The organism is Shewanella sp. HN-41 (assembly GCF_000217915.1).
Lineage (GTDB): Bacteria > Pseudomonadota > Gammaproteobacteria > Enterobacterales > Shewanellaceae > Shewanella.
In genome coordinates, this window is record NZ_AFOZ01000043.1 from 163,137 (window position 1) to 186,188 (window position 23,052).

General features: G+C 46.6%; 23 protein-coding genes, 1 other RNA gene and 1 pseudogene. 8 read left to right on the forward strand and 17 right to left on the reverse strand.

Annotated features, from left to right (window positions below):
• Nucleotides 1–51: 51 nt before the first annotated feature.
• The 4 genes and pseudogenes from SOHN41_RS17220 to rsmI form a co-directional block, all read right to left on the reverse strand.
• Nucleotides 52–585, reverse strand: a complete 534-nt coding sequence (locus tag SOHN41_RS17220) for an arsinothricin resistance N-acetyltransferase ArsN1 family B (RefSeq protein WP_037459523.1) — start codon at nucleotides 583–585, stop codon at nucleotides 52–54.
• Nucleotides 586–840: 255 nt separating this feature from the next.
• Nucleotides 841–1,077 (reverse strand): annotated as a pseudogene (locus SOHN41_RS17225) (transposase); the annotation flags it as partial.
• Between the two features lie 170 nt (nucleotides 1,078–1,247).
• An RNA gene (rnpB, locus tag SOHN41_RS19650) (RNase P RNA component class A) lies at nucleotides 1,248–1,601 on the reverse strand.
• Nucleotides 1,602–1,665: 64 nt separating this feature from the next.
• Entirely contained in the window at nucleotides 1,666–2,508 is an 843-nt protein-coding gene (gene rsmI, locus SOHN41_RS17230) for a 16S rRNA (cytidine(1402)-2'-O)-methyltransferase (protein WP_007651514.1), read from the reverse strand.
• A gap of 88 nt (nucleotides 2,509–2,596) precedes the next feature.
• Between rsmI and SOHN41_RS17235 the strand changes: the two genes are divergently transcribed.
• From SOHN41_RS17235 to dolP, 4 genes are all read left to right on the forward strand, one after another.
• Entirely contained in the window at nucleotides 2,597–4,471 is a 1,875-nt protein-coding gene (locus tag SOHN41_RS17235; protein WP_007651517.1) for a penicillin-binding protein activator, read from the forward strand.
• Complete coding sequence (locus tag SOHN41_RS17240; protein ID WP_007651519.1) at nucleotides 4,468–4,794, forward strand: YraN family protein; 327 nt, start codon at nucleotides 4,468–4,470, stop codon at nucleotides 4,792–4,794. The genes SOHN41_RS17235 and SOHN41_RS17240 overlap by 4 nt, the downstream gene beginning before the upstream one ends.
• Before the next feature lie 93 nt (nucleotides 4,795–4,887).
• Nucleotides 4,888–5,481, forward strand: a complete 594-nt coding sequence (locus SOHN41_RS17245) for a phosphoheptose isomerase (RefSeq protein ID WP_007651521.1) — start codon at nucleotides 4,888–4,890, stop codon at nucleotides 5,479–5,481.
• Nucleotides 5,478–6,044 (forward strand): division/outer membrane stress-associated lipid-binding lipoprotein, encoded by a 567-nt coding sequence (dolP, locus tag SOHN41_RS17250; protein WP_037459525.1) that lies wholly within the window; start codon nucleotides 5,478–5,480, stop codon nucleotides 6,042–6,044. Before SOHN41_RS17245 ends, dolP begins: the two co-directional genes overlap by 4 nt.
• Before the next feature lie 20 nt (nucleotides 6,045–6,064).
• Here dolP and SOHN41_RS17255 read toward each other — a convergent pair whose 3' ends face one another.
• Nucleotides 6,065–6,985 carry a DMT family transporter gene (locus SOHN41_RS17255; RefSeq protein ID WP_007651524.1) on the reverse strand — a complete coding sequence of 307 codons (921 nt, stop codon included), beginning with the start codon at nucleotides 6,983–6,985 and terminating at the stop codon, nucleotides 6,065–6,067.
• A gap of 120 nt (nucleotides 6,986–7,105) precedes the next feature.
• Between SOHN41_RS17255 and SOHN41_RS17260 the strand changes: the two genes are divergently transcribed.
• The gene (locus SOHN41_RS17260) at nucleotides 7,106–7,978 is read left to right on the forward strand and encodes a LysR substrate-binding domain-containing protein (RefSeq protein ID WP_007651526.1); all 873 of its coding nucleotides are present in this window, start codon (nucleotides 7,106–7,108) and stop codon (nucleotides 7,976–7,978) included.
• Between the two features lie 56 nt (nucleotides 7,979–8,034).
• On the opposite strand, the gene trpS is transcribed toward SOHN41_RS17260, so the two are convergent.
• Genes trpS through rpe form a run of 3 tightly spaced genes read right to left on the reverse strand, consistent with a single transcriptional unit; the run spans nucleotide 8,035 to nucleotide 10,436 of the window.
• Nucleotides 8,035–9,033, reverse strand: coding sequence for a tryptophan--tRNA ligase (gene trpS / locus SOHN41_RS17265; protein WP_007651529.1), 999 nt, complete (start codon nucleotides 9,031–9,033; stop codon nucleotides 8,035–8,037).
• Between the two features lie 44 nt (nucleotides 9,034–9,077).
• Nucleotides 9,078–9,758 (reverse strand): phosphoglycolate phosphatase, encoded by a 681-nt coding sequence (locus SOHN41_RS17270; RefSeq protein WP_007651535.1) that lies wholly within the window; start codon nucleotides 9,756–9,758, stop codon nucleotides 9,078–9,080.
• Between the two features lie 3 nt (nucleotides 9,759–9,761).
• A complete protein-coding gene (gene rpe, locus SOHN41_RS17275; protein ID WP_007651537.1) occupies nucleotides 9,762–10,436 on the reverse strand; it encodes a ribulose-phosphate 3-epimerase in 675 nt (224 codons plus the stop codon).
• Nucleotides 10,437–10,717: 281 nt separating this feature from the next.
• Between rpe and SOHN41_RS17280 the strand changes: the two genes are divergently transcribed.
• Nucleotides 10,718–11,083 carry a hypothetical protein gene (locus tag SOHN41_RS17280; RefSeq protein ID WP_007651539.1) on the forward strand — a complete coding sequence of 122 codons (366 nt, stop codon included), beginning with the start codon at nucleotides 10,718–10,720 and terminating at the stop codon, nucleotides 11,081–11,083.
• Nucleotides 11,083–11,268, forward strand: coding sequence for a DUF2970 domain-containing protein (locus SOHN41_RS17285; RefSeq protein ID WP_007651541.1), 186 nt, complete (start codon nucleotides 11,083–11,085; stop codon nucleotides 11,266–11,268). Before SOHN41_RS17280 ends, SOHN41_RS17285 begins: the two co-directional genes overlap by 1 nt.
• Nucleotides 11,269–11,298: 30 nt before the next feature.
• Here SOHN41_RS17285 and SOHN41_RS17290 read toward each other — a convergent pair whose 3' ends face one another.
• From SOHN41_RS17290 to SOHN41_RS17330, 9 genes are all read right to left on the reverse strand, one after another.
• Entirely contained in the window at nucleotides 11,299–12,138 is an 840-nt protein-coding gene (locus SOHN41_RS17290) for a Dam family site-specific DNA-(adenine-N6)-methyltransferase (RefSeq protein ID WP_037459527.1), read from the reverse strand.
• A 48-nt stretch (nucleotides 12,139–12,186) separates the two neighbouring features.
• Complete coding sequence (locus tag SOHN41_RS17295; protein WP_037459529.1) at nucleotides 12,187–13,599, reverse strand: AAA family ATPase; 1,413 nt, start codon at nucleotides 13,597–13,599, stop codon at nucleotides 12,187–12,189.
• Nucleotides 13,600–13,617: 18 nt separating this feature from the next.
• Complete coding sequence (aroB, locus tag SOHN41_RS17300; RefSeq protein ID WP_037459538.1) at nucleotides 13,618–14,694, reverse strand: 3-dehydroquinate synthase; 1,077 nt, start codon at nucleotides 14,692–14,694, stop codon at nucleotides 13,618–13,620.
• 8 nt (nucleotides 14,695–14,702) lie between these two features.
• On the reverse strand, nucleotides 14,703–15,218 hold the full coding sequence (gene aroK / locus SOHN41_RS17305; protein ID WP_006083542.1) for a shikimate kinase AroK: 516 nt from the start codon (nucleotides 15,216–15,218) through the stop codon (nucleotides 14,703–14,705).
• A gap of 215 nt (nucleotides 15,219–15,433) precedes the next feature.
• The gene (locus tag SOHN41_RS17310) at nucleotides 15,434–17,485 is read right to left on the reverse strand and encodes a type IV pilus secretin PilQ (protein WP_007651550.1); all 2,052 of its coding nucleotides are present in this window, start codon (nucleotides 17,483–17,485) and stop codon (nucleotides 15,434–15,436) included.
• Between the two features lie 21 nt (nucleotides 17,486–17,506).
• Complete coding sequence (locus tag SOHN41_RS17315) at nucleotides 17,507–18,022, reverse strand: pilus assembly protein PilP (protein WP_007651551.1); 516 nt, start codon at nucleotides 18,020–18,022, stop codon at nucleotides 17,507–17,509.
• Nucleotides 18,022–18,648 carry a type 4a pilus biogenesis protein PilO gene (locus tag SOHN41_RS17320; protein ID WP_007651553.1) on the reverse strand — a complete coding sequence of 209 codons (627 nt, stop codon included), beginning with the start codon at nucleotides 18,646–18,648 and terminating at the stop codon, nucleotides 18,022–18,024. The genes SOHN41_RS17315 and SOHN41_RS17320 overlap by 1 nt, the downstream gene beginning before the upstream one ends.
• Nucleotides 18,645–19,229 carry a PilN domain-containing protein gene (locus SOHN41_RS17325; RefSeq protein WP_007651555.1) on the reverse strand — a complete coding sequence of 195 codons (585 nt, stop codon included), beginning with the start codon at nucleotides 19,227–19,229 and terminating at the stop codon, nucleotides 18,645–18,647. Before SOHN41_RS17325 ends, SOHN41_RS17320 begins: the two co-directional genes overlap by 4 nt.
• A complete protein-coding gene (locus SOHN41_RS17330) occupies nucleotides 19,217–20,296 on the reverse strand; it encodes a pilus assembly protein PilM (RefSeq protein ID WP_037459539.1) in 1,080 nt (359 codons plus the stop codon). The genes SOHN41_RS17325 and SOHN41_RS17330 overlap by 13 nt, the downstream gene beginning before the upstream one ends.
• Before the next feature lie 189 nt (nucleotides 20,297–20,485).
• Between SOHN41_RS17330 and SOHN41_RS17335 the strand changes: the two genes are divergently transcribed.
• Entirely contained in the window at nucleotides 20,486–23,005 is a 2,520-nt protein-coding gene (locus SOHN41_RS17335; RefSeq protein ID WP_007651559.1) for a penicillin-binding protein 1A, read from the forward strand.
• Nucleotides 23,006–23,052: the final 47 nt, after the last annotated feature.

Below are 23,052 nucleotides of genomic sequence, written 5' to 3' on the forward strand. Positions count from 1 at the left end.
ATATGTACTTTTCATCCATTGAAGCTTCCGATAATGTTCTTATGCATAACGTTAAAGCCCATCGGCACCGAAGGCGTCCGGTGTGGCGCCTTGTTCGGCATCTTGTAAAACCATTTCCCAATAGCCTACATCTATCCATCGATTCATCTTTCGGCCAACCTCTTTGAAATGTGCGACCTTTTCAAATCCGAGTTTTTCATGCAGTGCAACACTCGCGGCATTCGGCAGCGCAATTCCACCAATAATGCTGTGTATCGATAGATCCCTAAGTCTTTCAATCAACGCTTTGTAAAGCCGACTTCCGATACCATTGCCAATTGCATCTTGAGATAAATACACGGTGCTTTCTACCGAGAAACGATAGGCGCATCGGCTTTTCCATCTACTGGCATATGCATACCCGAGAATGGATTCGCCGTTGTCAAACACAAGCCAAGGCAGATCCTTGGATGTCTCCACAATTCGTCCATGCATTTCCGATACAGAGACCTCCTGTTCTTCAAATGTAATCACTGAGTGCAGGACATAGTGATTGTAAATTGTGCAGATTGCTTCTGAGTCAGAACCTCGAGCATTTCGAATCATTTGCTTATCCTATGCCGACAAATAAATCTGGCCATCCATTTTAGATCAACAACATAATGCACTTTTAGGTTACCTACAACCCGTTCTGGTTCAAATGGTTTGAACGAGAGCTATCAAACGTGGCGAGGACTGAATCTGAGGCAATAAATTGAGCTAATTCATTCAAAAATGGTGCATTTCAGGCATGGCAAGCCATCCCATTGTGATTGAGAGATATTAGGTGGTGATTATTTTCGAACTGCTATTAAGTCGCTATCAGTTGATGTGTAAGTGCTGGCAGTTTGTCGCAAAGTGCTGTCGTCGCTTTTCTAAGTGTTCGCAGTAATCGGTCAGTTCTTGCAGCGTTCCCACTGGGCCATGAAATAGCTTGCCAAACTCAGTAGTGAGCTTAAGCCAATTGTCATGGGGGATATTTAATCTTGTCAGTAACTTGGCGCTATTATCACTGATGCTTCCACGTTTATCATTGCGGATAATTCGGCCGATATCATCCAAAAGTTTAACGCGCCACCCATTGTTAAATTTGCAGAGTGTATGTTTATAAAAAGGTATTCAGATTAATGGTGGGAGTGAGAAATTTAGTACAGTCATTTCTGTGAGCGTTGACGGGATATGGATAAAATAAAAGGCCTCGCATCGCTGCGAGGCCTTCTATATCGAAAGGTTTGAGTTGGCCGATAAGCCGGGTCCTGTCTTGGACAGTCATTCATCTAGGCCTGCAATCGCTCACAGGCTCAAGCGACCTACCCGGTTCCAACGCGAGCCACGCCATACGGAACCCTATTTGGTCTTGCTTCGGGTGGAGTTTACCTTGCTACGGACTATTGCTAGCCGCACGGTGCGCTCTTACCGCACCCTTTCACCCTTACCACCTTAGCCGAGGCTATGATGGCGGTCTCCTCTCTGTTGCACTTGTCGTCGGTTCACACCGCCCAGGCGTTACCTGGCACCCCGCTCTTTGAAGCCCGGACTTTCCTCCCCGTTCTTGCGAACGCGGCGACTGTCTGGCCAACTCGGCGCGGATTATAGCCTAAGCCTCCTTTATGTACCACAGTTAATCCAAGTACCGAGTGCCAGCGCTTATAAATCAGACTCTAAACCGTATTTATACAGGGCATTCTTTTTAAGACCGTGGATTTGCGCGGCAATCGCGGCGGCTTTTTTAAGCGGTAATTCTTCGCAAAGTAGTTTTAGGGTGTTAATGGCGACGGTGGGAATGGCTTCATCGTCATTGAGATGATAACCATGCACCATCAGCACGATTTCACCCTTCTGCTGATTGGGATCGGTACTCACGGTCGCCAGCACGTCGGCAACGGGGCCCGATAAAAAAGTTTCGAAGGTCTTAGTGACCTCCCGCGCCATCACCACATGGCGATCACCGCCAAGTACCTCGACCATAGTCGTTAAACTGTGCTCGATGCGATGGGGGGACTCGTAAAAAATCAGCGTGCGCGGATCTTCTTTTAATTCTAATAATTTGTCGGCTCTGGCTTTTTCCTTTGAGGGTAAAAAACCTTCAAAGGAAAAGCGATCCGATGGCAAACCGGAAGCGCTCAATGCGGTAATCGCGGCGCAGGGGCCAGGGAGCGGGATAACATTAAAGCCCGATTGACGCACATGGGACACTAAATGATAACCAGGGTCGGAAATCAGCGGCGTACCCGCATCGGAAATCAGCGCGATTGACTGCCCCGCAGCAAGCTGATCCACAATCCACTGGGCCCTTGCACGCTCGTTATGGTCATGAAGTGCAATAGTTTTAGTGGTGATACCAAAATGGCTCAATAACTTGCCGCTGTGGCGCGTGTCTTCGCAGGCGATCAACGAAACCTGATTTAGCACCTCTATGGCCCGTGAACTCATGTCGCCCAAATTACCTATGGGAGTGGGAACTATGTAGAGTGCGACGCTTTGGTCCATATATACCTCTGTAATGACAGTGCCAAGACTTTCGTCAAGCGCGAGAGAAGGTTAAACTAGAGGCAGCATCTTACCAGAGTGAAGCCCAGTGTTAAAAAGCCTGAATACAACTAAGTTTATTTCCGTGGCCATTTTATCGGCAGTTTTGGCGGGTTGTGGCACTCAAGCGCCCACAACCTCTACGGGGACTGCCCCCACAGCGGCCACCTCGCTAGCTTCTGCGCCCTTGGCGCCCAATGTGTATTTAGCACAGGCAAGCAACAGCAAAGACTCGCAGCAACGGGATACCAATTTATTGCTGGCGGCACATGCCTATATCAATGCCAACGATTATGCCGCAGCGCAAAAGCTGCTTAAGTCTATGGTGCCAAGTTTAACCCAAAGCCCAACCCTATTGGCCGAGCATAAATATCTCACGGCCCGGGTACTTGAACACACCTCGACTTACCTTGATGCCCTTAATACGCTTAACTATCCAAGCACTTGGGTATTACCCAGCTGGCAAATGGCCACCTATCATCAATTTAAAGCTCACTTATATCAGTTAAATAAACAGCCAATTGAGCAAGTACGCGAGCTGAGTTTATTGACCGGTTATTTACCTCCCGCCGAGGCAAATGAGGTCAACAACCAAATTTGGCAAGTGTTACAACCTATGCATGAGCAAACCCTGCAGACCTTTACCCAGGATGCTAAGAGTCCCGTCTTTGCGGGTTGGTTGCAGCTGGCTTATATTGCAAAACATTATGCCGTCGATCCCACACAACTGGTACGCTATTTAGGCGAATGGCAAAAACAAAATCCTTACCATCCTGCCGCGGCCAAACTGCCCGCCGATTTAGATCGGGCCTTAAATGCTAAGCCATTTACGCCCAAGAATATTGCCGTACTCTTGCCGCTTACTGGTCCAAGAGCCAATGCCGCCAATGCGATTCGCCAAGGTATTTTGGCCAGTTACTTAGCAAAACCCAATGAACAGGTTTCTGTGAATTTTTACGACACAGCCAACGACGCTACGGCAGCTTATCAACAGGCGGTCACCGCGGGTGCCGAATTTATTATTGGCCCCTTACTGCCGAATGAAATCGACCAATTACTGGCGCTAAACAACAGCATGAGCCCAACGAGCACAGCACCTGCAACACCAGTTGTACCGACTGCGCCAATTCCACAGTTATTTTTAAATCAGACCGACAAGTTTGTACCTGATATCAATAAGTTTTACTTTGCACTCTCCCCCGCGCAGGAAGCTGCCGACGCAGCCACTCGCATGTACCAAGATGGCGTAACCATGCCACTATTACTCGCCAGCAACGATGCCATAGGTAAGCGTATGGCCGAGAGCTTTATTCAGGCGTGGAAGAAAAAGAGTGACACCCCCATCGAAGTCTATTATTACGATGGCGGTGACAAAATGCGAACCACTGTGCAGGATGCCCTTGGGGTGCGCGATAGCCAAGAACGCATTGCCCGCATTAAGGAACTCTTAGGCAACTCAGTACAGGCAGATTTTCGCTCGCGCCAAGATATAGATGCCATTTACATGATCTCGACGCCGCAGGAGTTAACCCTGCTCAAAGCCTTTATCGATGTCAACTTTAGCGTCTTTACCCAGCCAGTGCCTTTGTACACCTCTAGCCGTAGCCGTATCGATAACGAATCGAGCCAAACTGCACAGGATTTAAATAACTTAACCATGAGCGATGCCCCTTGGCTAATGCAAAATGGCGAAGAAAACCTGCTGGTCAAGACCCTATGGTCAGGCTGGAACAATGGTCAAAAGCGCTTGTTTATCATGGGTTATGACGCAATGGATTTGATCAGCAAACTCGCCCAAATGCGCTCATTTCCGGGCTTCCAGTTTAACGGCCGTAGTGGTGTCTTATCCGTTAATCCCGATGGGGTCCTCAACCGTCAATTAAGCTGGGGACGTTATCAAAGAGGTAGTTTTCGTCAGCTATGACACTCGGACAGCAGGCAGAAACACTCGCCCAACGTTACCTCGAACAACAAGGATTAACCTTTGTCGAGCGCAATGTCCGCTATCCCTTCGGTGAAATTGATTTAGTGATGCGCCATCAGAAACATTGGGTATTTGTTGAGGTGAAATACCGATCGGCAAACCAATTTGGTGGCGCATTGCAGGCATTGAGCAAGGCCCAAATCGGCCGAATTCGTAAGGCCGCTAGCCATTATTTGCAACTTCAACGACTCGATGTCCCCTGCCGTTTTGATGTTATCGCCATGGATGAGGGGCAAATCCACTGGCTGGTCGATGCCTTTTGAACGTACAGATGAATTATTTTTTAACGCCTATGCCTCAACTCCCCGGTGGAAATATGGCATGATAGCAACACTTTATCCTGAAAGGATGTATCCATGTTAGAACGCATTAAAGACAGCTTTACTGAATCTATCCAGACTAAAATCGATGCAGCCGAAGCACTGCCAGAATCCATCGCCAAAGCGGCCGAAATGATGGTGCACTGTCTTTTGGGCGGCAATAAAATCCTCGCCTGCGGCAACGGCGGTAGTGCCGGCGATGCGCAGCATTTCTCGGCCGAGCTCTTAAACCGCTACGAGATTGAACGTCCACCATTGCCTGCTATTGCCCTGTCAACCGACACGTCGACCATCACGGCTATTGCGAATGACTACAGCTATAATGAGATTTTCTCAAAGCAAATCTTAGCGTTAGGCCAACCTGGTGACATTCTGCTGGCCATTTCCACCAGCGGTAACTCAGGCAACGTGATCAAAGCAATGGAAGCAGCCTTAAGCCGCGATATGACCATAGTCGCCCTCACGGGCAAAGATGGCGGCGCGATGGCGGGTTTATTGAGCGTTGGCGATGTAGAAATCCGCGTGCCTTCCAATGTCACGGCCCGCATTCAAGAAGTGCATCTGCTGGTGATCCACTGCCTGTGTGACAATATCGACCGCACGCTTTTCCCACAGGATGAGCAACAATGAGGCACGCTGCCCCGTTATTAATGGTTTGCTTGCTGCTGCAGGGCTGCGCTGGTGCCGTTATGGTGGGCGCAGTGAGCGGCGCCATGATGGCCAATGATGAGCGTACAGTAAAAACTCAACTCGATGATACCAACACGGATTTTAAGATCACTAGCGCATTATTGGAGCAAGAAGATCTTAAAAAACAAACCAATATCACGGGCGTATCGGTGAATGGCAATGTGCTTATGATAGGCCAAGCCCCTAACTCTATGCTTAGGGACAAGGCGATTAAAGTCGTGCAAGATCTTAAGCTTGGCGGCAAAATCCACAATCAAATCCGCATTGGTAATCCCACCTCCTTTACCACCCGTAGCAACGACACTTGGGTCACGACTAAGGTGAAGGGGCGCATGCTCAACGAGAAGGATTTAGATGTCACCCGCATCAAAGTGATCACCGAAAATGGTGAGGTCTTCCTGCTTGGGCTTATCCACCGCTCACAGGCAGATTTAGCCGTCGATATCGCCCGCAACACCGCGGGCGTACGTAAAGTGGTTAAAGTCTTCGAATACGTCGAGTAATCTCGGTTGAGCCTAAGCGATTAGTGTTTAGGCTCACCCTCTACCGCCTCAATATGTAAAGACTTCACCTGCAAGTTATCCATCACTTTTGGCGACTTAGCCATCCACATCCCTATCCAAGGCAACAATAACGACGGTAACACTATCAGAGCGGCACCGACCCAACTCAAACTATCGAGCCATTCATCGAACAGTAACCAGCCCAGAAATACGATAAACAACAGCCCAGTATATTCCGCAATCACAATATCACTCGCCTGCGCCTTACGGTAAGCGAGTACGCAGAACCAGTGGTAAATTAATAAAAATGCGTTGCTGAGTAAGGCTATACCGAATAATCCCCAACTCATCCCCTGCAAGCCTTGGAAGGCGGCGATGACTAATGTGGCCGGAATACCGAGCAAGTTATAAAGCATGAGGGTGAGCAAGGGATGCTCAGTATTTGGCACCTTTTTTATGGTAAGTTGGTTCACCGCAAAGGTAAAAGCCGAAAACAGTACCGCCAGACCAAACCAATTGATCTCGCTCGGGCGCAGGATAATCAAGATCCCAACGAACCCCAATAAGGCGCAGATGACCTGCCCCGTGGTAATGCGCTCCTTAAGAAACCAATAGCCCATTAGCATAATCATCAAGGGTGCCGAGTAAAACAGCGAACTCACAGTGGCGAGCGGCAGCGCCATTAAGCCGATAATTAAAAATAGCGCGCCAACTGAGCCTATGTTGGCGCGCCAAAGGTGAACTGAAATATGCGTAGTCATAGGCCTCTGTGCGTATAGCCACACAGGCAACAACATGAAGACTGAACTGATTTGCCTTACCAGCAGGAAAGTAGCGGCATTGGCATCGTCCGGTAACCACTTAATCGACACATCGTAGAATGCGCTAAATAGATTACCCACTATCAATAAAATCAAACCGATAACGACAGGGCGCTGCATTTTATAACATCCATAGATTTCAATGGCTGCATGATAGAGCCCACAAAAGGTAAGCTGAAATGATGCTTTCTCATGCTGAATGAATTAAATTCATACTAAATTTTTTATACATTGAAAAATATGAGAAAACTTCCACCATTACGCGCATTACAGGTATTTGAAGCCGCCGCGAGACAAGCCCACTTCTCTAAAGCGGCAGATGAGCTGTGCATCACCCAAAGCGCGGTATCCCACCAAGTGCGGGTACTGGAAGAATATTTTGCTGAACAACTCTTTGATCGCCAAGGCCGTAAGCTACAACTCACCCCAAAGGGCCAGAGTTTATTTATTGAGTTAGAACGTATTTTCAATGAGTTGGGTGATCTCAATCTTAAGCTGCGTGATACACCCAACCAGCAACTCTGTTTAGCCGTATATAGCTCATTTGCAGTGAAGTGGTTGATCCCACGCCTAACGGATTTTCGCCGCCAATATCCAAGTGTGAAGATCCGCCTCGAAATGATCACCCAAGATCCCGACTTGAGTACTAGCTCCGCGGATATCTTCATCGCCAGCAAACTGAATCTACGGGGATATTGGCAACAATTACTGCATAAGGAGCGTTTAATCCCTGTCTGCAGTCCTAATCTTTACCCTAAATGGCGTGATATCAGCCTAGATAATTTTCAGCAGCAAGCTTTATTGGTTGTGGATGAAGGACCGCTCGGGCTCGACTGGCGCAAGTGGTCATCGTCCCATGCGATTCCGCTCAATAATGAGCAACAACATATATTTAGCCACATAGTGATGGCAATTGAAGCCGCGATAGCGGGCCAGGGCGTCGCGCTCGCACCCGATTTTATGGTGGCGGGGGATATTGCAACCGGACGACTGGTTGCTGTAAATCTACCCGATGTGCATACCGGGTTTGAATTTACCTTCTTCTGTAAACAACGCCGCTTATCGGAACCGGCGATTGCCGCCTTCTCCTCTTGGCTAAAATCCCAGGCCTAATTACAGGCACAAAAAAGCCGACGCGAACGTCGGCTTAGCTTATCGATATCGATTGATTAGACTAGCAAACCTATCTTCTCGTAGACTTTTTTCAGCGTCACTGCGGCGCGTGCCTGTGCATTCTCGGCGCCCGCTTTCATCACTTGATCTAAGTAAGCACGATCGGCACGAATTGCTCGGTAACGCTCTTGCAGTGGTTCTAACATACCCACTACCGCTTCACCGGCGGCAACCTTCAAATGGCCATACATCTTGCCTTCAAACTCGGCTTCTAGGCTGGCAATGCTTTGGCCAGTCACACCCGACATTAGACTCAACAGGTTAGAAACGCCTGGTTTATTGTCCACATCAAAACGCACAACAGGCGGCTCATCGCTATCCGTCATGGCTTTTTTCAGCTTTTTCAGCACTGATTTAGGATCTTCTAGCAGGCCGATGACGTTGTTACGGTTCTCGTCCGACTTAGACATCTTCTTTAGCGGCTCCTGCAGCGACATCACCTTAGCGCCATGTTCAGGAATAAACGGCTCTGGAATAGTGAAAGTATCGCCGTAGGCGTTGTTGAAGCGAGTCGCGATATCACGCGTTAACTCAAGGTGTTGCTTCTGATCCTGGCCTACTGGGATTTCGTTCGCTTGATACAGCAGAATATCTGCGGCCATTAACACGGGGTAACCAAATAGCCCGACGTTAATATTATTCGCGTGCTTTTGTGACTTGTCCTTAAACTGCGTCATGCGGCTCAGTTCACCCATTTGGGTGTAGCAGTTTAATGCCCAGCCTAATTGGGTGTGCTGCGGCACCTGTGACTGGATAAACACTGTGCTCTTTTTCGGGTCGACGCCACAGGCCAAATACAGGGCTAAAGTGTCTAAACAAGCTTCGCGCAACGCTTTAGGATCTTGACGCACGGTAATGGCATGTAAGTCGACCACACAATACAGGCAGTCGTGGCTATCTTGCATCGCAACCCATTGACGCAATGCACCCATGTAGTTACCTATGGTTAATTCGCCGGACGGCTGTGCACCGCTGAGTACTATGGGTTTGGTCATTACGTCATTACTCCACTATCTATAAATAAAAAGAATCTATTAAATTAACGCTTCGTTGGATTTATCCAGTTTAAAATATCGTTAAATTGCTCACAGACGGCATCTGGGCCAGCGAGCCCGATATCTTCACCGTAGTTGTAGCCATAGGTCAAGCCGATTGATGCAACACCTGCCGCTTTCGCCGCTAAAATGTCATTTTTAGAGTCGCCAACCATCAATAACTCGGCTTTATCTAACTGCCATTCCTTCAGCAGATGCTGCAGCGGCAAAGGATCTGGCTTCATCTTCGCAAGCGAATCACCGCCTAATACTAAGCTGAAAAAGCCATTTATGTTGAAGGCTTCGAGCAAGGGTAACGTAAAGCGGTAGGGTTTATTAGTGACTACGGCCAGCTTAAAGCCGGCATCGAACAAGGTTTGTAGCACTTGATGGACGTCACTATACAGCGCACTGTGTTTCTCAAGGTTCTCTTGATAATGATGCATAAAAACCGGCATAGCAGCATCGAGTGCTGCTTGCTCGACCTCGGCACCGAGTGCATTGGTCATGGCACGGCGCATCAACATCTCGGCACCGTTACCAACCCAAGTGCGCACTTGGGTCTCAGAACAAGTCGCCAACCCTAATTCGGCTAAGGCTTCCTGAGTGGCAACGGCAAGATCGGGTACACTATCGATAAGGGTACCATCGAGATCGAATGCAATGGCTTTAATCTGATCCCACATATCCTAAGCCTCAACTTTAGCCAGTTCGGCACGCATTTCATCAACTACGGCTTTGTAATCTGGCTTGCCGAAAATAGCAGAGCCCGCGACAAACATGTCGGCACCCGCCGCCGCGATTTCGGCGATATTATCGACCTTAACGCCACCATCAACTTCTAAACGAATGTCGAAACCACTGGCATCGATACGCGCACGTACTTGGCGCAGCTTATCTAAAGTCGAAGGAATAAAAGATTGTCCACCAAAGCCAGGGTTCACCGACATCAATAGGATCACATCGAGTTTATCCATCACATGGTCAAGATAATGCAGCGGAGTAGCTGGATTAAATACTAAGCCCGCCTTACAGCCTGATTCTTTGATCAACTGCAGTGTGCGATCGACGTGCTCGGAGGCCTCAGGGTGGAAGGTAATAATAGAAGCACCGGCCTTAGCAAAATCAGGCACGATACGGTCGACTGGTTTCACCATAAGATGCACATCGATATCGGCGGTGATGCCATAATCACGTAGGGCTTTACACACCATAGGGCCAATCGTCAGGTTAGGCACATAGTGATTATCCATCACATCAAAATGCACTACGTCAGCGCCCGCATCTAACACGGCTTTAACATCATCCCCTAAACGGGCAAAATCGGCGGATAAAATTGATGGAGCAATTAAGAATGGACGCATAACACACTCGCTGCAAATGGATAAAAAGTGCCTCATTTTACCCTTAGCAGCGTTAAGCCTCTATAGTCGAAGCCACATTTATGACGATTCGTATCACGCTAAATGCCCGTAAAGCATTACATATGGGCCTTCTTGTATGAATATGTCACCACTAGGTCATGGATACGGCTAAATTATGCGAAAAATTTTAGTGCAGATTGATAAATTATTGTTCATAAACTAAGCGGATTTGTTATACTCGAGTCGCTAATGTGCACCTAGAAGATTTCAAGGGAAGTATCATGAAAGGGCAGTTAACTCGATTTTCTCACATTTTAAGCTCGGTGACCTTTAAGTCATCCATGATGCTGGCGTTTACTGCAATGGTAGTCGCCACCTTAGCGTTTGGTGTTGAAAAATTGGCCGTAAGCACTGATAACACTGCCTGTGCATGCAGTAGCGAAGCCCGCTACAACAATACTTTACCTAGCAGTCACCCAAATAATCGCTGCGCCAATCAAGCCCAAGCGTTAAGCTGGAAAACCTGGCTGACGGGCAAGAATCGCTCGAGTCAGTTCCATTTTGTCGATCTACTTGAGCTGTTACACGGTCATCAAGATAAGCCTATTGATGATATGAAACCCACCAACTCGCAACTTTCCTATTAATGTTTGGGCGCATCTGGCAGGTTTTTTATAGCACCTTAGCCGCTTTTTTCGGTGTGCAATCCAATGAAAACCGCCAAAAAGATTTCCAAACTCATTCGCCACTTCCCTATATTATTATGGGGATTATGTTAGCGATAACCTTAGTCGTTAGTTTGATATTGCTTGTTAGTCAAATACTTAACTAGAAGTATTCATCAAAGATTAATCCACAGAACTCATTCGTCCTGCAGATCGTAGTTTTCATCGTACAAGGCCATTAACTCATCCACTTTATTACGGCTATTACCGTTCTGGCTGATATTACGTTGCACTTGGATCTTTGCGAGGTGAGCGCCACGATATAGCTCCCGTGTAAGGGGGATATCATGGTTACTGATCAACACTGGGATGCCACGCTCCAATGCTGTATGGCGGGAATGGCGAGCGAGTAACGCCTGATCATCTAAACTAAAACCCGCACCTACATAGGTCGTAAAGCTGGCTGTTGTCGATAATGGCGCATAGGGAGGATCACAATAAATAACGTCACCTGCCCGAATCTGTTCAAACGCTTGCTCGTAACCAATGCATTTAAATTCTGCACTTTGTGCTTTTTCTGAAAAGGCCCAAATTTCCTTCTCAGGAAAGTAAGGTTTTTTGTATGAACCGAAGGGCACATTGAAACCGCCCTTGCGATTATAGCGACACAGACCATTAAAACCATGACGGTTTAAATAAAGGAAATACACAGCACGCTGGAAAGGATCGCGACATTTGTTAAAGTCGCTGCGTACTCGGTAATAGGCTTCCTTTTGGTTCATTTCATCGACAAATAGCTTTTTAGCAGCATCAATATACTCGGCAGGCCTTTCCTTCACTATTTTGTATAGCTCAATCAGATCCTCATTGATATCGCAAAGCAAATAGCTAGGGTAGTCGGTATTTAAGAATACTGAACCCGCCCCTACAAACGGCTCAACCAGGCGGTTGCCTGCAGGTAAGTAGTTTGCCAACTCATCCACCAATTTAAATTTTCCACCAGCCCATTTAAGGAAGGCTCTATGTTTTTTTATCATTTAACTTGATGAATACCGACAAAAATAAAGGTCATGATTGTACTCTGTTTATTCTGAGATTTCACGATTTGGGTGTGTTTCTTGTAACTGATAGCCTCCCAATTCGCTCCATTTTCTTACCCACAGTGAGTCAAGGTGATACTGTTTGGTCAACTTAGTCGCAGCCTCATGTGCCAATTTGCTATCACTATAGTTGCCCGCCAGTACAACCCAAAGATGCTTATACTTTGCGACCCGCACATCTTCCACCCCTTCAATCATTTTAAGGGTCTGATGTAATGAATCTAATTGCGAAATCGTCGCGACCTGTATGGTGTAACCCTTAGTGGGTTTCTGGGATGGTATCAACTCCGCCTGTAGCATATCGGTTTTGGAGACGGTGTCAGCCGTATCCAACTGGTCTGCGACCTTGGTTTCATTTTGCTTGAGCGAATCGAGGGTTGTAGCGGGCTCGGCTTTACTATCCGCCTCATCAACTGGAGGCTCAGTCATCGCATCAGAGTCAGCCTGAGGTTCTTCACCATGAAAATTCGCCAAGGGATCCGCTTCGATTGCATCGACTTTCTGTTGAGAAAGTTTGAATTGCTCTGAGCGCTGATGGAAATAAGGTGCCAACCACTGCTGACCTTGGGCTAAAAATGCGGGTGAGTCTATTGCTGGGTAAGTCACTAGACTAGGCTGAGGCTCTGGAATAAGTGGCCGCGTGAAAGTGAACCAAATAACCAAAGCAACCAGCACGCTCACAAGACTGATAGATACCATTTTATATCGAGCCCATAGCGATTTTTTCTCTGGCTGACCGTGGAGAGCCAGTTCGAGCAGATTAACCACCTCTTGCGGTGTTCCCGTCTGTTTTTCAAGTTGGGCGCGCACTATATCCCTAGGAGTGAAAGGGTTCTGATCACTACACCTTAGCAAAGTCTGATATAGAGCCTCACGCTCAGGAAGACTCAGCGGTTCAATACTCACGGGTAACACTTGCCGCCTTAATGACTCAGGCAACTGTGACAATAACTCAGCTAAAAATGCGGGCGGTACCGCTAATGTCACGGCAATATTTTTACCCGCACATTGGATCTGATTGAGAATGATGCACTCGGCCCACAACTCTTTAGAAAGCAGATGGGCATCGTCGATGATGATATGTAAGGGCTTGGTTTGTGTGGATGCAACCCGCAATAAGGTTTCTGCGAGGGGAACCTCGTCGTCAAAAATAGGTGAAGAGATCAATTGCACTAAAATTTTGCGACGAATCTCAGCATTATCGGCATGCATAGGGCAGATCACCAATGCCGCATTTGAATCATCAAAATCGGTCGCTAATGCGGTTACGAGTGTAGTTTTACCTGAACCTTGGCCACCAGAAAGCACCAGCAGCTGATCACTGTAACTGGCGCTATGATGCAATCTTTGTATGAGGGCTTCCTGCGAAGGAAGCAAGACCAAACCCTGAAACGTCACTCGCCCACCACACAATGCTTATGCGCAGCGGATAACCTGTTCGAGGGTAGATTCAGGGACTTGACTAAATACATCCGCGCGGCCTATTGCCGTCGGGAGTACGAGTCGAATCTGACCGCCTAACACTTTTTTATCGCGTCGCATATGTTGAATGAAACTGTCGAAACCCATAGATTCCGGCGCACTCACGGGGAGATCAAAAGCTTGTAGTAACTGTATGATACGACAAACTATTGACTCATCGATAAGCCCCAATGACTTAGCCGTTTGAGCAGCAAGGACCGTGCCAGCCGCAACGGCTTCGCCATGCAACCAATTACCATAGCCCATCTCAGCTTCAATGGCATGCCCAAAGGTATGGCCTAGATTCAATAAAGCACGAACTCCCTGCTCAGTTTCATCTTGGCTCACCACATCAGCCTTGATCTCACAGCAACGGGAAATTGCATACACCAGCGCTTCGGTATCTAAGCGCTTTAGGGCTTGCACGTTATTTTCAAGCCATTGAAAAAACTCACCATCCCACATAATGCCATACTTAATCACTTCAGCCATGCCCGCGGCAAACTCACGTGCGGGTAAGGTCTGTAAACATAGAGTATCGATCAATACGAGTTGCGGCTGATAGAAGGCCCCAATCATATTTTTGCCTAGGGGATGATTAACTGCTGTTTTACCACCAACGGAAGAATCCACCTGCGACAATAGGGTTGTAGGGATTTGAATAAAATCGATCCCGCGTTGATAACATGCGGCAGCAAATCCCGTCATATCACCAATCACGCCGCCACCCAAAGCCACCAGCACTGAATCTCGACCATAGTTTCGTTGCAATAATGCGGTGAAAATAGCATCTAAATGTGCTAAGTCTTTGAATTGCTCGCCATCGGGGAGGATTACGCTCTCGACCTCACCAAACGAAGCCATCGTTTCTTGTATCTGCTTAAGATACAAAGGCGCGACGGTTTCATTGGTGACGATAAGAATACGTTTTTTAAGCAGGTAGCGAGACAATGTCTCGCCATCACTCATCAAACTCTGGCCAATATAAATGGGATAACTACGTATACCTAAATCAACCTGAATTTGCTTCATCATTCTGCCTAGAAACCTAATTGCTCAATGATTTGATTTGCAACGATCTTCGCACTTTGATCATCGGTTTTAACGATCACATCGGCAATCTCTTCGTACAACGGGTTACGGATCTCTGCAAGATTCTCCAACACTTCTCGTGGGTCGTCCACTTGCAATAATGGGCGTCGCTTGTCCCTCTGGGTACGAGCGACCTGTTTGTCGATAGTGGTTTCCAAGTACACCACAATGCCACGCGCAGATAGATGATTACGGATATCTTTGCTCTGTACTGAACCACCACCGGTGGCAAGGACGATACCTTGTTTTTCAGACAAATCAGCAATAACCTGAGCTTCACGACGACGGAAGCCTTCTTCACCTTCGACGTCAAACACCCAAGCAATATCAGCACCTGTGCGTTGTTCAATCTCTTGATCTGAATCGTGGAATTCTAAATGCAGCATTTGCGCCAGATGGCGACCAATTGTGCTTTTACCTGCGCCCATAGGGCCTACCAGAAAAATATTACGTTTTTCAGCCATTTCTTGTACGTCTGAATCTTATTGAAAAGTATGCCTATATCGACTCATGATCAAGCCGACCTATATGTTACCTTGCTCTTATGAGACTTGACCGTGGATTATCTCAGTTTAAGGTCTACTATGGCAAGTCATGTGCGCTATTTATCTAAGAATTGTATTTCAGACACCATAAAGCCAGCAAGGGCTGCTGGCTTTATTCAATGTACAACAAATGATTACAGCTTTTCATCCACAATTTTGGGTGTCACGAAAATCAGCAGCTCCTGACGCTCATTCTTGTCTGTCGTGTTTCTAAACAAGAAACCGACCAACGGGATATCACCCAAAACAGGCACTTTACTGACACGGCTAATTAAGTTCTGTTGATAAATACCCCCCAGAACGATAGTTTCCCCGTTATCGACTAGCACTTGAGTTCCGATACGCTGAGTATCAATTGCCACCGCTGGCCCCGTCGGAGTATCAACGGTTTTACCCTGCGAATCCTGAGTGATTTCAAGATCTAGGATCACACGGTTATCCGGAGTAATTTGCGGTGTCACTCTTAATGAAAGCACTGCTTTTTTGAAGGTGACCGATGTCGCACCACTTGAGGTCGATTGCACATAAGGGATCTCAACACCCTGCTCAATATAAGCCGATTTTTGATTAGAGGTGGTAATACGGGGACTCGCAATAATCTCCCCCTTATTCTCTTGCTCTAAGGCGCTCAGTTCTAGATCTAAAATAGTACCATCGGCAAGCTTAGCAACATGAAAAGCGATACTCGTTGGGTTAGTCACCGCAGCGGGCAAGTTAACGTTTAAACGATCATTTATCGAAGGTACAGTGCCATTGGCAATGTTTTGTGCACCTTCAAGTGAACCTGAAGTCCCTTTGGTTCCCTGTTGGTCGGTAACACCCCAACGAATACCTAAGTCTTCCGAAACGTCATCTTTTACCGTCACCATGCGGGACTCGATCAATACTTGACGGATGGGAATATCCAGCACGTCGACTAAACGATGAATATTTTCTATGGTCTCAGCGGTATCTTTTACTAACACAGTATTCGTACGCTCATCGACTGCAACGGACCCCCGTGGAGACAACAAACTCGAATCCGTGCTCTTTAAGAGCTCTGCTATATCTATCGCTTTAGCATAATTGATCTGCAAATATTCAGAGTAAAGCGGTTCAAGCTCTTTAACTTCTTGTTTATTTTTTAGATTTTGACTTTCGCGAATAGCAAGCTCTTCACTCGGAGCCACCATTAAGATATTGCCTTCGATGCGTTTATCTAACCCCTTGGTCTGTAGAATCAAATCCAATGCTTGATCCCATGGCACATCATCCAGTCTTAGGGTGATATCACCTTCAACCGTATCACTGGTCACAAGGTTGAAATTGTTATAGTCGGCAATAATCTGCAGCACAGTCCGAACTGAGATACTTTGGAAATTAAGTGATAAAGTTTTACCGTTATATTTTTTCACTTCTTTTGTTGTCGCAACCCGCTCAACTTTGTTGATTGAGAGCCTAAACAGCTTATCTTCCTGTTTATAGTTGAACTCATAGTTGCCAGCAACATCAACCAAGATCCGTGTTGTTAACTCTTCTTTGAAAGTTTCAAAACTCTTTACTGGCGTTGAAAAGTCTTGGACGTCCATCACATACAGTAAGTCACTCTTAATGTCTGTGTTATATAGCTGTACCTCTAACTTAGAGCCAATTTGTTCCACGTTGACAGCCACTGAGCGGTTATTTAGATAAACTAATAACTCTCCTCCCCCATTGGCATTACGACGAAAATCAATATTACTGACACTATTTACGAAGGGATTGTCCGCATTCGCTTGTGCCCCTGCGACATTATCATTAATGGTTAAACGATAGGAATTCCCGATCACAGCACCTTGATAAGGTTTTACCTTAGATAAACCTAAGGCCACCTTAAGGCTCGTATCTTGCTGTGTAGTCGTTATCTCATTCACACCCACTTGATTAATAGGCAGATGATCCTTAGACAAACCAGAAATGCTATCACCAAAGGTTAATACCAGTTCTGCAGGTGCTGCATTGGAGTCGATGACTGGCGGTGTCACCGCATCTTCAAAGACCAGTTCAACCTCTAATTGGTGATCGACTAGGGCATGGTACTTAACATCTAATAATCGATTTGCCGCAAAACTCGATGGCAAAACTCCAAATACCAATGCGATCCCAATAACAGACTTGACCAAGCCTGAAGATATTAACGGGATTTTTATCGCGGCAGAAGATTTCATTATTCCCTCATCCTTCGCTCGTTATTCTCCAGAAAGTACTATGCTGTTTGATCGCTCGGACCAACAACCAGAACCATCTGGAATTAATTCTATTACTTCAACACTCTGTGAAGTCACTTTAACTATACGGCCATTAAATAAACCTAAGTACTCGCCCACTCCCATCCGATATACGCTACCGTCATTGGTCTCTACAAGTGCCCAAGTCGTCGCAGCGTCTTTCAAAGTGCCGCGCATTTTTAGATTATCTAGCGCATAGGTTTCTAATCGTCCCTTACGACGTTTTAAATCCGGTTGTAAGCAATTTTTACTGGTATCAATCACTTCTTCCGTTAATTCTCGGGAAGGTGGAACAAAGGGACTACGCATTAATTCTGCCTGATAGGCAAAATGTTCAAACTTCGGTGGCTCTTTCAAGGGTGGGATATGGGCCACATGTTGTGCTTTAGTTGTAGTAACAAATAGCTCTAAATCGCTACGATCGCCAACACAACCCATTAAAAAAAGACTAAAAGCCAGTAAAGGTAAGAGTTTCATTATTTCTTCCCCTTTTGATTGGCAGGCTTTTCAGGGGGTAACTCAGCACCTTCTTTAAAGCGATACGTCTTCGCTAAGATGTCCATTGCTAAGTTGCCGGCTTCATCTCGCTTAATCGTAAAATCGTGCAAACTGACAATCCGTGGCAACTTTGCGACACCACTCACCATATTACCGAGTTGATGATAATCACCCGTCACTGACATTCTAATCGGGAATTCAATGTAAAAATCCCGTTGAATTTCGGGCTCCCAATTCAAGCTTTTGATATGCAAACCCGCATCGGTAGCGACAAACGTTAAATCGTCGAGTAATCCCGGCATTTCATTCTCGGAGGGCAGCATTTTCAGCAGCTCAGCAAACTGCTCCTCCATGATGGCTAATTGCTCACGGTAAAGTTTTAAATTGGCGGCGAGTTGATACTTATTCTTAAAGTCGTCCCTCAACTGCACTTCTTTATTTTGTTCCGCGTTATAAATGTCTATTGCATCGGACACGACCAGAAAATAACCCGCAGCAAACACACAGAGTGCCAATAAAATTGCGAAAAAGGTTTTTACCTGATTAGGCCAACCGCCAATATTTTCGAAATCAATATCATTAAACTGACTTAGATCGAGTTTCATTTACTCGCTCCTTTTGCCGTTTTCACTGGCTCATCAGCCATAGCACCTTTAATGCTGACTCTCAGGCTAAAGCGCTGCAATTGCCTTAACTCATCTTCTTGAGTCACGATAGATTGCATATTGGGATCAGTTAACCACTCGGAAGCCTTAACCTTACGCATCATATTTGCGACGTTATTGTTGGACTCACTGCGGCCTTCAATCAGCAATAAACTCCCTTTCTTCTCAAGGTTTGAAAGGTATATTCCAGGTGGGACAATACGCACTAATTCATCCAGCACATGGGTCGGTAAATTACGTGATTGTTGGAGATTGAGAATAATTTCCGTACGACGCTCAATGTCTTTCTTACGTTCGGTGATCTTCTTAATCTCAGCAATTTGCGTTTCGAGTAATTGTATTTCCGATTGCAGATAGGCGTTACGCCCCCTTTGCTCATCTGTCATCATTTCAAGTAAAGAAAGCGCCACGTACACTAAAATGGCAGAGCCTAAAAATACAGCCGCCAGTATACCAATGTAATCACGTTTCTGTTTTTCTCTTGCCTCTTCACGCCAGGGAAGCAGGTTTATGTTCGCCATTGACCGTAGCTCCTCAGCGCTAAGCCACAAGCAACCATATATTTGCTGATGTTAGGTTGCAGTATATTTTTAACCGATTCGTCTGCGTGCAAACATCCTTGAAAAGGATCCGCAATAATAGTGTGAACGCCTAATTCATTGGCCAATAAATTAGCCATGCCTTCCAGTTTAGATGTTCCACCACATAATACGAGGTAATCGACTTTATCTTTTCCACTCGAAGTGCAATAAATTTGCAAAGTACGTTTAATTTGCTGCAACAATTGAGCTTGGAAGGGGGATAACACTTCAAACATGTAATTACGCGGCAAGTCACCTTCAATCTTGGCTTTTTCAGCTTGTTCATAGGACATGCCATAGAAAGATAGAATCGACTGAGTAAATAACTCACCACCAAAGGCCTGTTCACGGATAAAGGTGGTTTCACCGGACTCAACCACACAGAAAGTGGTCATATTGGCACCAATATCGACCATAGCAACGGCTTTCTGTCGAGCACCTTCAGGTAGTTGGCCAAGCACTAATTCGACCGCGCGCCCAAGGGCATAACCTTCAACATCAACGACTTTCGTTTCGAGTTCGACCTCATCTAAGGCATCGACCCTCACATCGATATTATCGGTACGGCAAGCACTGAGCAGCACATCAACCTTTGACGGGTCGGTGCTGTTGACATTCAAGGTTTCAAAATCAATGCTGACTTCATCGAGCGAGTAAGGAATAAGGTTATCGGCCTCAATCTCAATCTGAGCCTCCATTTCTTCTTCGCTAAGCGAAGCGTCCATGTAGATCACTTTGGTCATGACCGCCGAACCCGATACCGCGACCGCAGCGTATTTTACCGATTTAGGTAAGGTTCGCTTTATTTGCCTCAAACATTCGACAACGGCATCGGCATCACGAATATCATGATCGTTAATAGCCCCCTTTTTTACGGGAACCGCTGCATGACTTAATATTTTGTATCCATCAGCAGTCTTACTCAGCAAAATGGCCTTAACTTCGTGGGAACCTATATCGATTCCGACCATCTGCGGAGCCTGACGCTTCCATAAATTTGAAAGCATAATCCGTTGTCACTTTATTATTGGTATTTCAGTAAAAGAGATTAGCACAAAATCAACTCGTTATACGTATTTGTATAGAATGTTTCAAGATTTTACAAATGCTATTTTAGTGCTATCACGTTTTTGCTTCACCAAGACGTGTGCGCCTTATATACTGTCGCACTTAACTGAACATTAGGATCAATTTAGGTGAAGTGGTTAAAACGTATTGTTATAGCTCTATTCAGTCTAGCCCTTCTGGGCGTAGGCGCCATTGTTGCAGCATACTTTTATGTTTTGCCGGACCTACCGGATGTTTCAACACTAAAAAATGTGCAATTACAAACGCCTTTGCGCATATATAGCAGTGACGGCAAACTCATATCCCAGTTTGGTGAGAAACGCCGTATTCCATTGAAACTAGATGAAGTGCCTAAACCTCTGCTGCAGGCCTTCCTTGCCACGGAAGATGCACGCTTCTATGAGCATGGCGGTATTGATCCTGTAGGCGTCCTGCGTGCCGCGATAGTGATGCTGACGACGGGGGAGAAGAAGCAAGGTGCGAGTACCATCACAATGCAGGTGGCGCGTAACTTCTTCCTTACCCGTGACAAAACTATTATTCGTAAAGTGAAGGAGATTTTTATTTCCTATCACATAGAACAATTACTCACCAAAGACGAAATCCTCGAGCTCTACGTTAACCGTATTTACTTAGGTCAGAGGGCCTACGGTGTCGGCGCCGCCGCTCAGGTGTATTTTGGTAAGAATGTGCAGGATCTCAGCCTATCTGAAATGAGCATGATTGCCGGTTTACCTAAGGCGCCTTCTACTCTGAACCCTATTACTTCGCCTTCGCGCGCATTGGCTCGCCGGAATGTCGTCTTAATGCGGATGAATGAAGTGGGCTATATCAATCAAGCTGAATATCAAGCCGCTTTACAGGAACCTTTAGTCGCTAAGTATCACGGCGCCGAAATTGATCTCTACGCCCCTTACATATCAGAAATGGCACGGGATTATATGGTGCAAAAGTATGGGGAAGAAGAAGCCTATACCAACGGCTACAACGTCTACACGACGATTTCTTCTGATCTGCAACTCCTCGCCCAGCAGGCTTTACGTAATAACGTCTACGCCTATGATGAACGCCATGGCTACCGAGGTCCCGCGGCGATCATGTGGACGGATGCCAAACCTGATAACACCCAAATCCAAACTGAACTCGCCAAGATAGTTCCAGTGCAGGAATTGCAGCCTGCGGCAGTATTAAGTGTCGATGGTCAACAGGCAAAGGTTCTCACCGCTAAAGGTGAAACAAAAATCATTAAGTGGGATGGGCTTAAGTGGGCACGCAAATTTATTACCGATAAACGTCAAGGCGCTGTGCCTAAGTCCGCCGCCGAGATGCTCAGCGTTGGTGAACGTATTTGGATCCGCGATAACGGTCAGTATTTGCAGTTGTCCCAAGTACCCGAAGTTGCCAGTGCGACTGTATCGCTCGATCCCTACAGTGGTGCGATTCGAACCCTAGTGGGGGGTTATAGTTTTAGCCAGAGTCAATATAACCGTGTGACCCAGGCCAAGCGTCAATTAGGTTCAAATATCAAACCGTTCATCTATGCAGCTGCATTAGAAAAAGGTTTTACCCTTGCAACCTTAATTAACAACGCGCCGATCAACAAACCCGATATTAGTCAAGGCACCGCATGGCGCCCTAAAAACTCACCCGATATCTATGGTGGTCCAACTCGCCTACGTGTGGGCTTAGCACAATCGATCAACGTGATGTCGGTAAGGGCCATGCGTCATATTGGTGTAGATGCGGCCATTGCCGAACTGACCAAATTTGGCTTTGACCCTAATGATTTACCACGTAACGAATCTTTAGCCTTGGGTTCGCCGTCGGTCACGCCACTGCAAGTCGCTACCGCCTTTAATGCGTTTGCTAATGGTGGCTTCTTAGTGGAACCCTTCTATATTGAGCGTGTAGAAGACGCCTATGGCAATGTGATTGAAAAAGCCAATCCGACATTGGCCTGTAAACCCAATGGGGCTACGGCGCAGTCTTCGAACGAGGCGATGGTTTTTGGTGACAGCAGCTTAGCTGCCGAAGTGCCTGCGGCGCAGTGTTTTGAACAAACGGGTCGTTTTGCGCCACAAATTATTTCGGAACAAACCGCTTTCTTAATTACCGAAGCGCTAAAGAGCGTAATTTGGGGTGGTGGTGATTGGAGTAAAGGCACTGGCTGGCAGGGAACGGCTTGGCGGGCAGCCCAGTTAATTAAACGACATGATATTGCGGGTAAAACGGGTACGACTAACGAATCCCGTGATACTTGGTTCAGTGGTTTTAGTCCAACACTCACCAGCACTTTCTGGGTCGGATTTGATGATCATGGTCGCCAACTCGGTAGAACCGCGTGGAATGCCAGCGGTGAAAAAGATCAGATCACTGGCACCGAAGCGGGGGCTAAAACCGCAGGACCGGGTTGGAATGAGTTTATGAACAATGTGCTGAAGGGCACGCCGGAAACGACGGCGATTCCACCAGAAGGCATAGTGTCGGTACGAATCGATCTTGCAACGGGTAAGCTTACCCGCAAAACCGACTATACCAGCGCGTTCGAATATTTCATCTCGGGCACTGAACCGAAGGAATACATCAGCGAAACTCAGGATGAAAATAATCTCTTCATCGATGCGCCAACGGACGACCTATTCCAATAAACGAGTAGTAGAAAGTCATTACCGATACGGGTAATACCCAATAAAAA

Excerpts from the sequence above, each read along its gene's own strand:
- SOHN41_RS17220 (WP_037459523.1), bottom strand. The coding sequence starts at position 585 with ATGATTCGAAATGCTCGAGGTTCTGACTCAGAAGCAATCTGCACAATT.
- rsmI (WP_007651514.1), bottom strand. The coding sequence starts at position 2,508 with ATGGACCAAAGCGTCGCACTCTACATAGTTCCCACTCCCATAGGTAAT.
- SOHN41_RS17240 (WP_007651519.1), top strand. The coding sequence starts at position 4,468 with ATGACACTCGGACAGCAGGCAGAAACACTCGCCCAACGTTACCTCGAA.
- SOHN41_RS17245 (WP_007651521.1), top strand. The coding sequence starts at position 4,888 with ATGTTAGAACGCATTAAAGACAGCTTTACTGAATCTATCCAGACTAAA.
- dolP (WP_037459525.1), top strand. The coding sequence starts at position 5,478 with ATGAGGCACGCTGCCCCGTTATTAATGGTTTGCTTGCTGCTGCAGGGC.
- SOHN41_RS17255 (WP_007651524.1), bottom strand. The coding sequence starts at position 6,985 with ATGCAGCGCCCTGTCGTTATCGGTTTGATTTTATTGATAGTGGGTAAT.
- SOHN41_RS17260 (WP_007651526.1), top strand. The coding sequence starts at position 7,106 with ATGAGAAAACTTCCACCATTACGCGCATTACAGGTATTTGAAGCCGCC.
- trpS (WP_007651529.1), bottom strand. The coding sequence starts at position 9,033 with ATGACCAAACCCATAGTACTCAGCGGTGCACAGCCGTCCGGCGAATTA.
- SOHN41_RS17270 (WP_007651535.1), bottom strand. The coding sequence starts at position 9,758 with ATGTGGGATCAGATTAAAGCCATTGCATTCGATCTCGATGGTACCCTT.
- rpe (WP_007651537.1), bottom strand. The coding sequence starts at position 10,436 with ATGCGTCCATTCTTAATTGCTCCATCAATTTTATCCGCCGATTTTGCC.
- SOHN41_RS17280 (WP_007651539.1), top strand. The coding sequence starts at position 10,718 with ATGAAAGGGCAGTTAACTCGATTTTCTCACATTTTAAGCTCGGTGACC.
- SOHN41_RS17285 (WP_007651541.1), top strand. The coding sequence starts at position 11,083 with ATGTTTGGGCGCATCTGGCAGGTTTTTTATAGCACCTTAGCCGCTTTT.
- SOHN41_RS17290 (WP_037459527.1), bottom strand. The coding sequence starts at position 12,138 with ATGATAAAAAAACATAGAGCCTTCCTTAAATGGGCTGGTGGAAAATTT.
- aroB (WP_037459538.1), bottom strand. The coding sequence starts at position 14,694 with ATGAAGCAAATTCAGGTTGATTTAGGTATACGTAGTTATCCCATTTAT.
- aroK (WP_006083542.1), bottom strand. The coding sequence starts at position 15,218 with ATGGCTGAAAAACGTAATATTTTTCTGGTAGGCCCTATGGGCGCAGGT.
- SOHN41_RS17310 (WP_007651550.1), bottom strand. The coding sequence starts at position 17,485 with ATGAAATCTTCTGCCGCGATAAAAATCCCGTTAATATCTTCAGGCTTG.
- SOHN41_RS17315 (WP_007651551.1), bottom strand. The coding sequence starts at position 18,022 with ATGAAACTCTTACCTTTACTGGCTTTTAGTCTTTTTTTAATGGGTTGT.
- SOHN41_RS17320 (WP_007651553.1), bottom strand. The coding sequence starts at position 18,648 with ATGAAACTCGATCTAAGTCAGTTTAATGATATTGATTTCGAAAATATT.
- SOHN41_RS17325 (WP_007651555.1), bottom strand. The coding sequence starts at position 19,229 with ATGGCGAACATAAACCTGCTTCCCTGGCGTGAAGAGGCAAGAGAAAAA.
- SOHN41_RS17330 (WP_037459539.1), bottom strand. The coding sequence starts at position 20,296 with ATGCTTTCAAATTTATGGAAGCGTCAGGCTCCGCAGATGGTCGGAATC.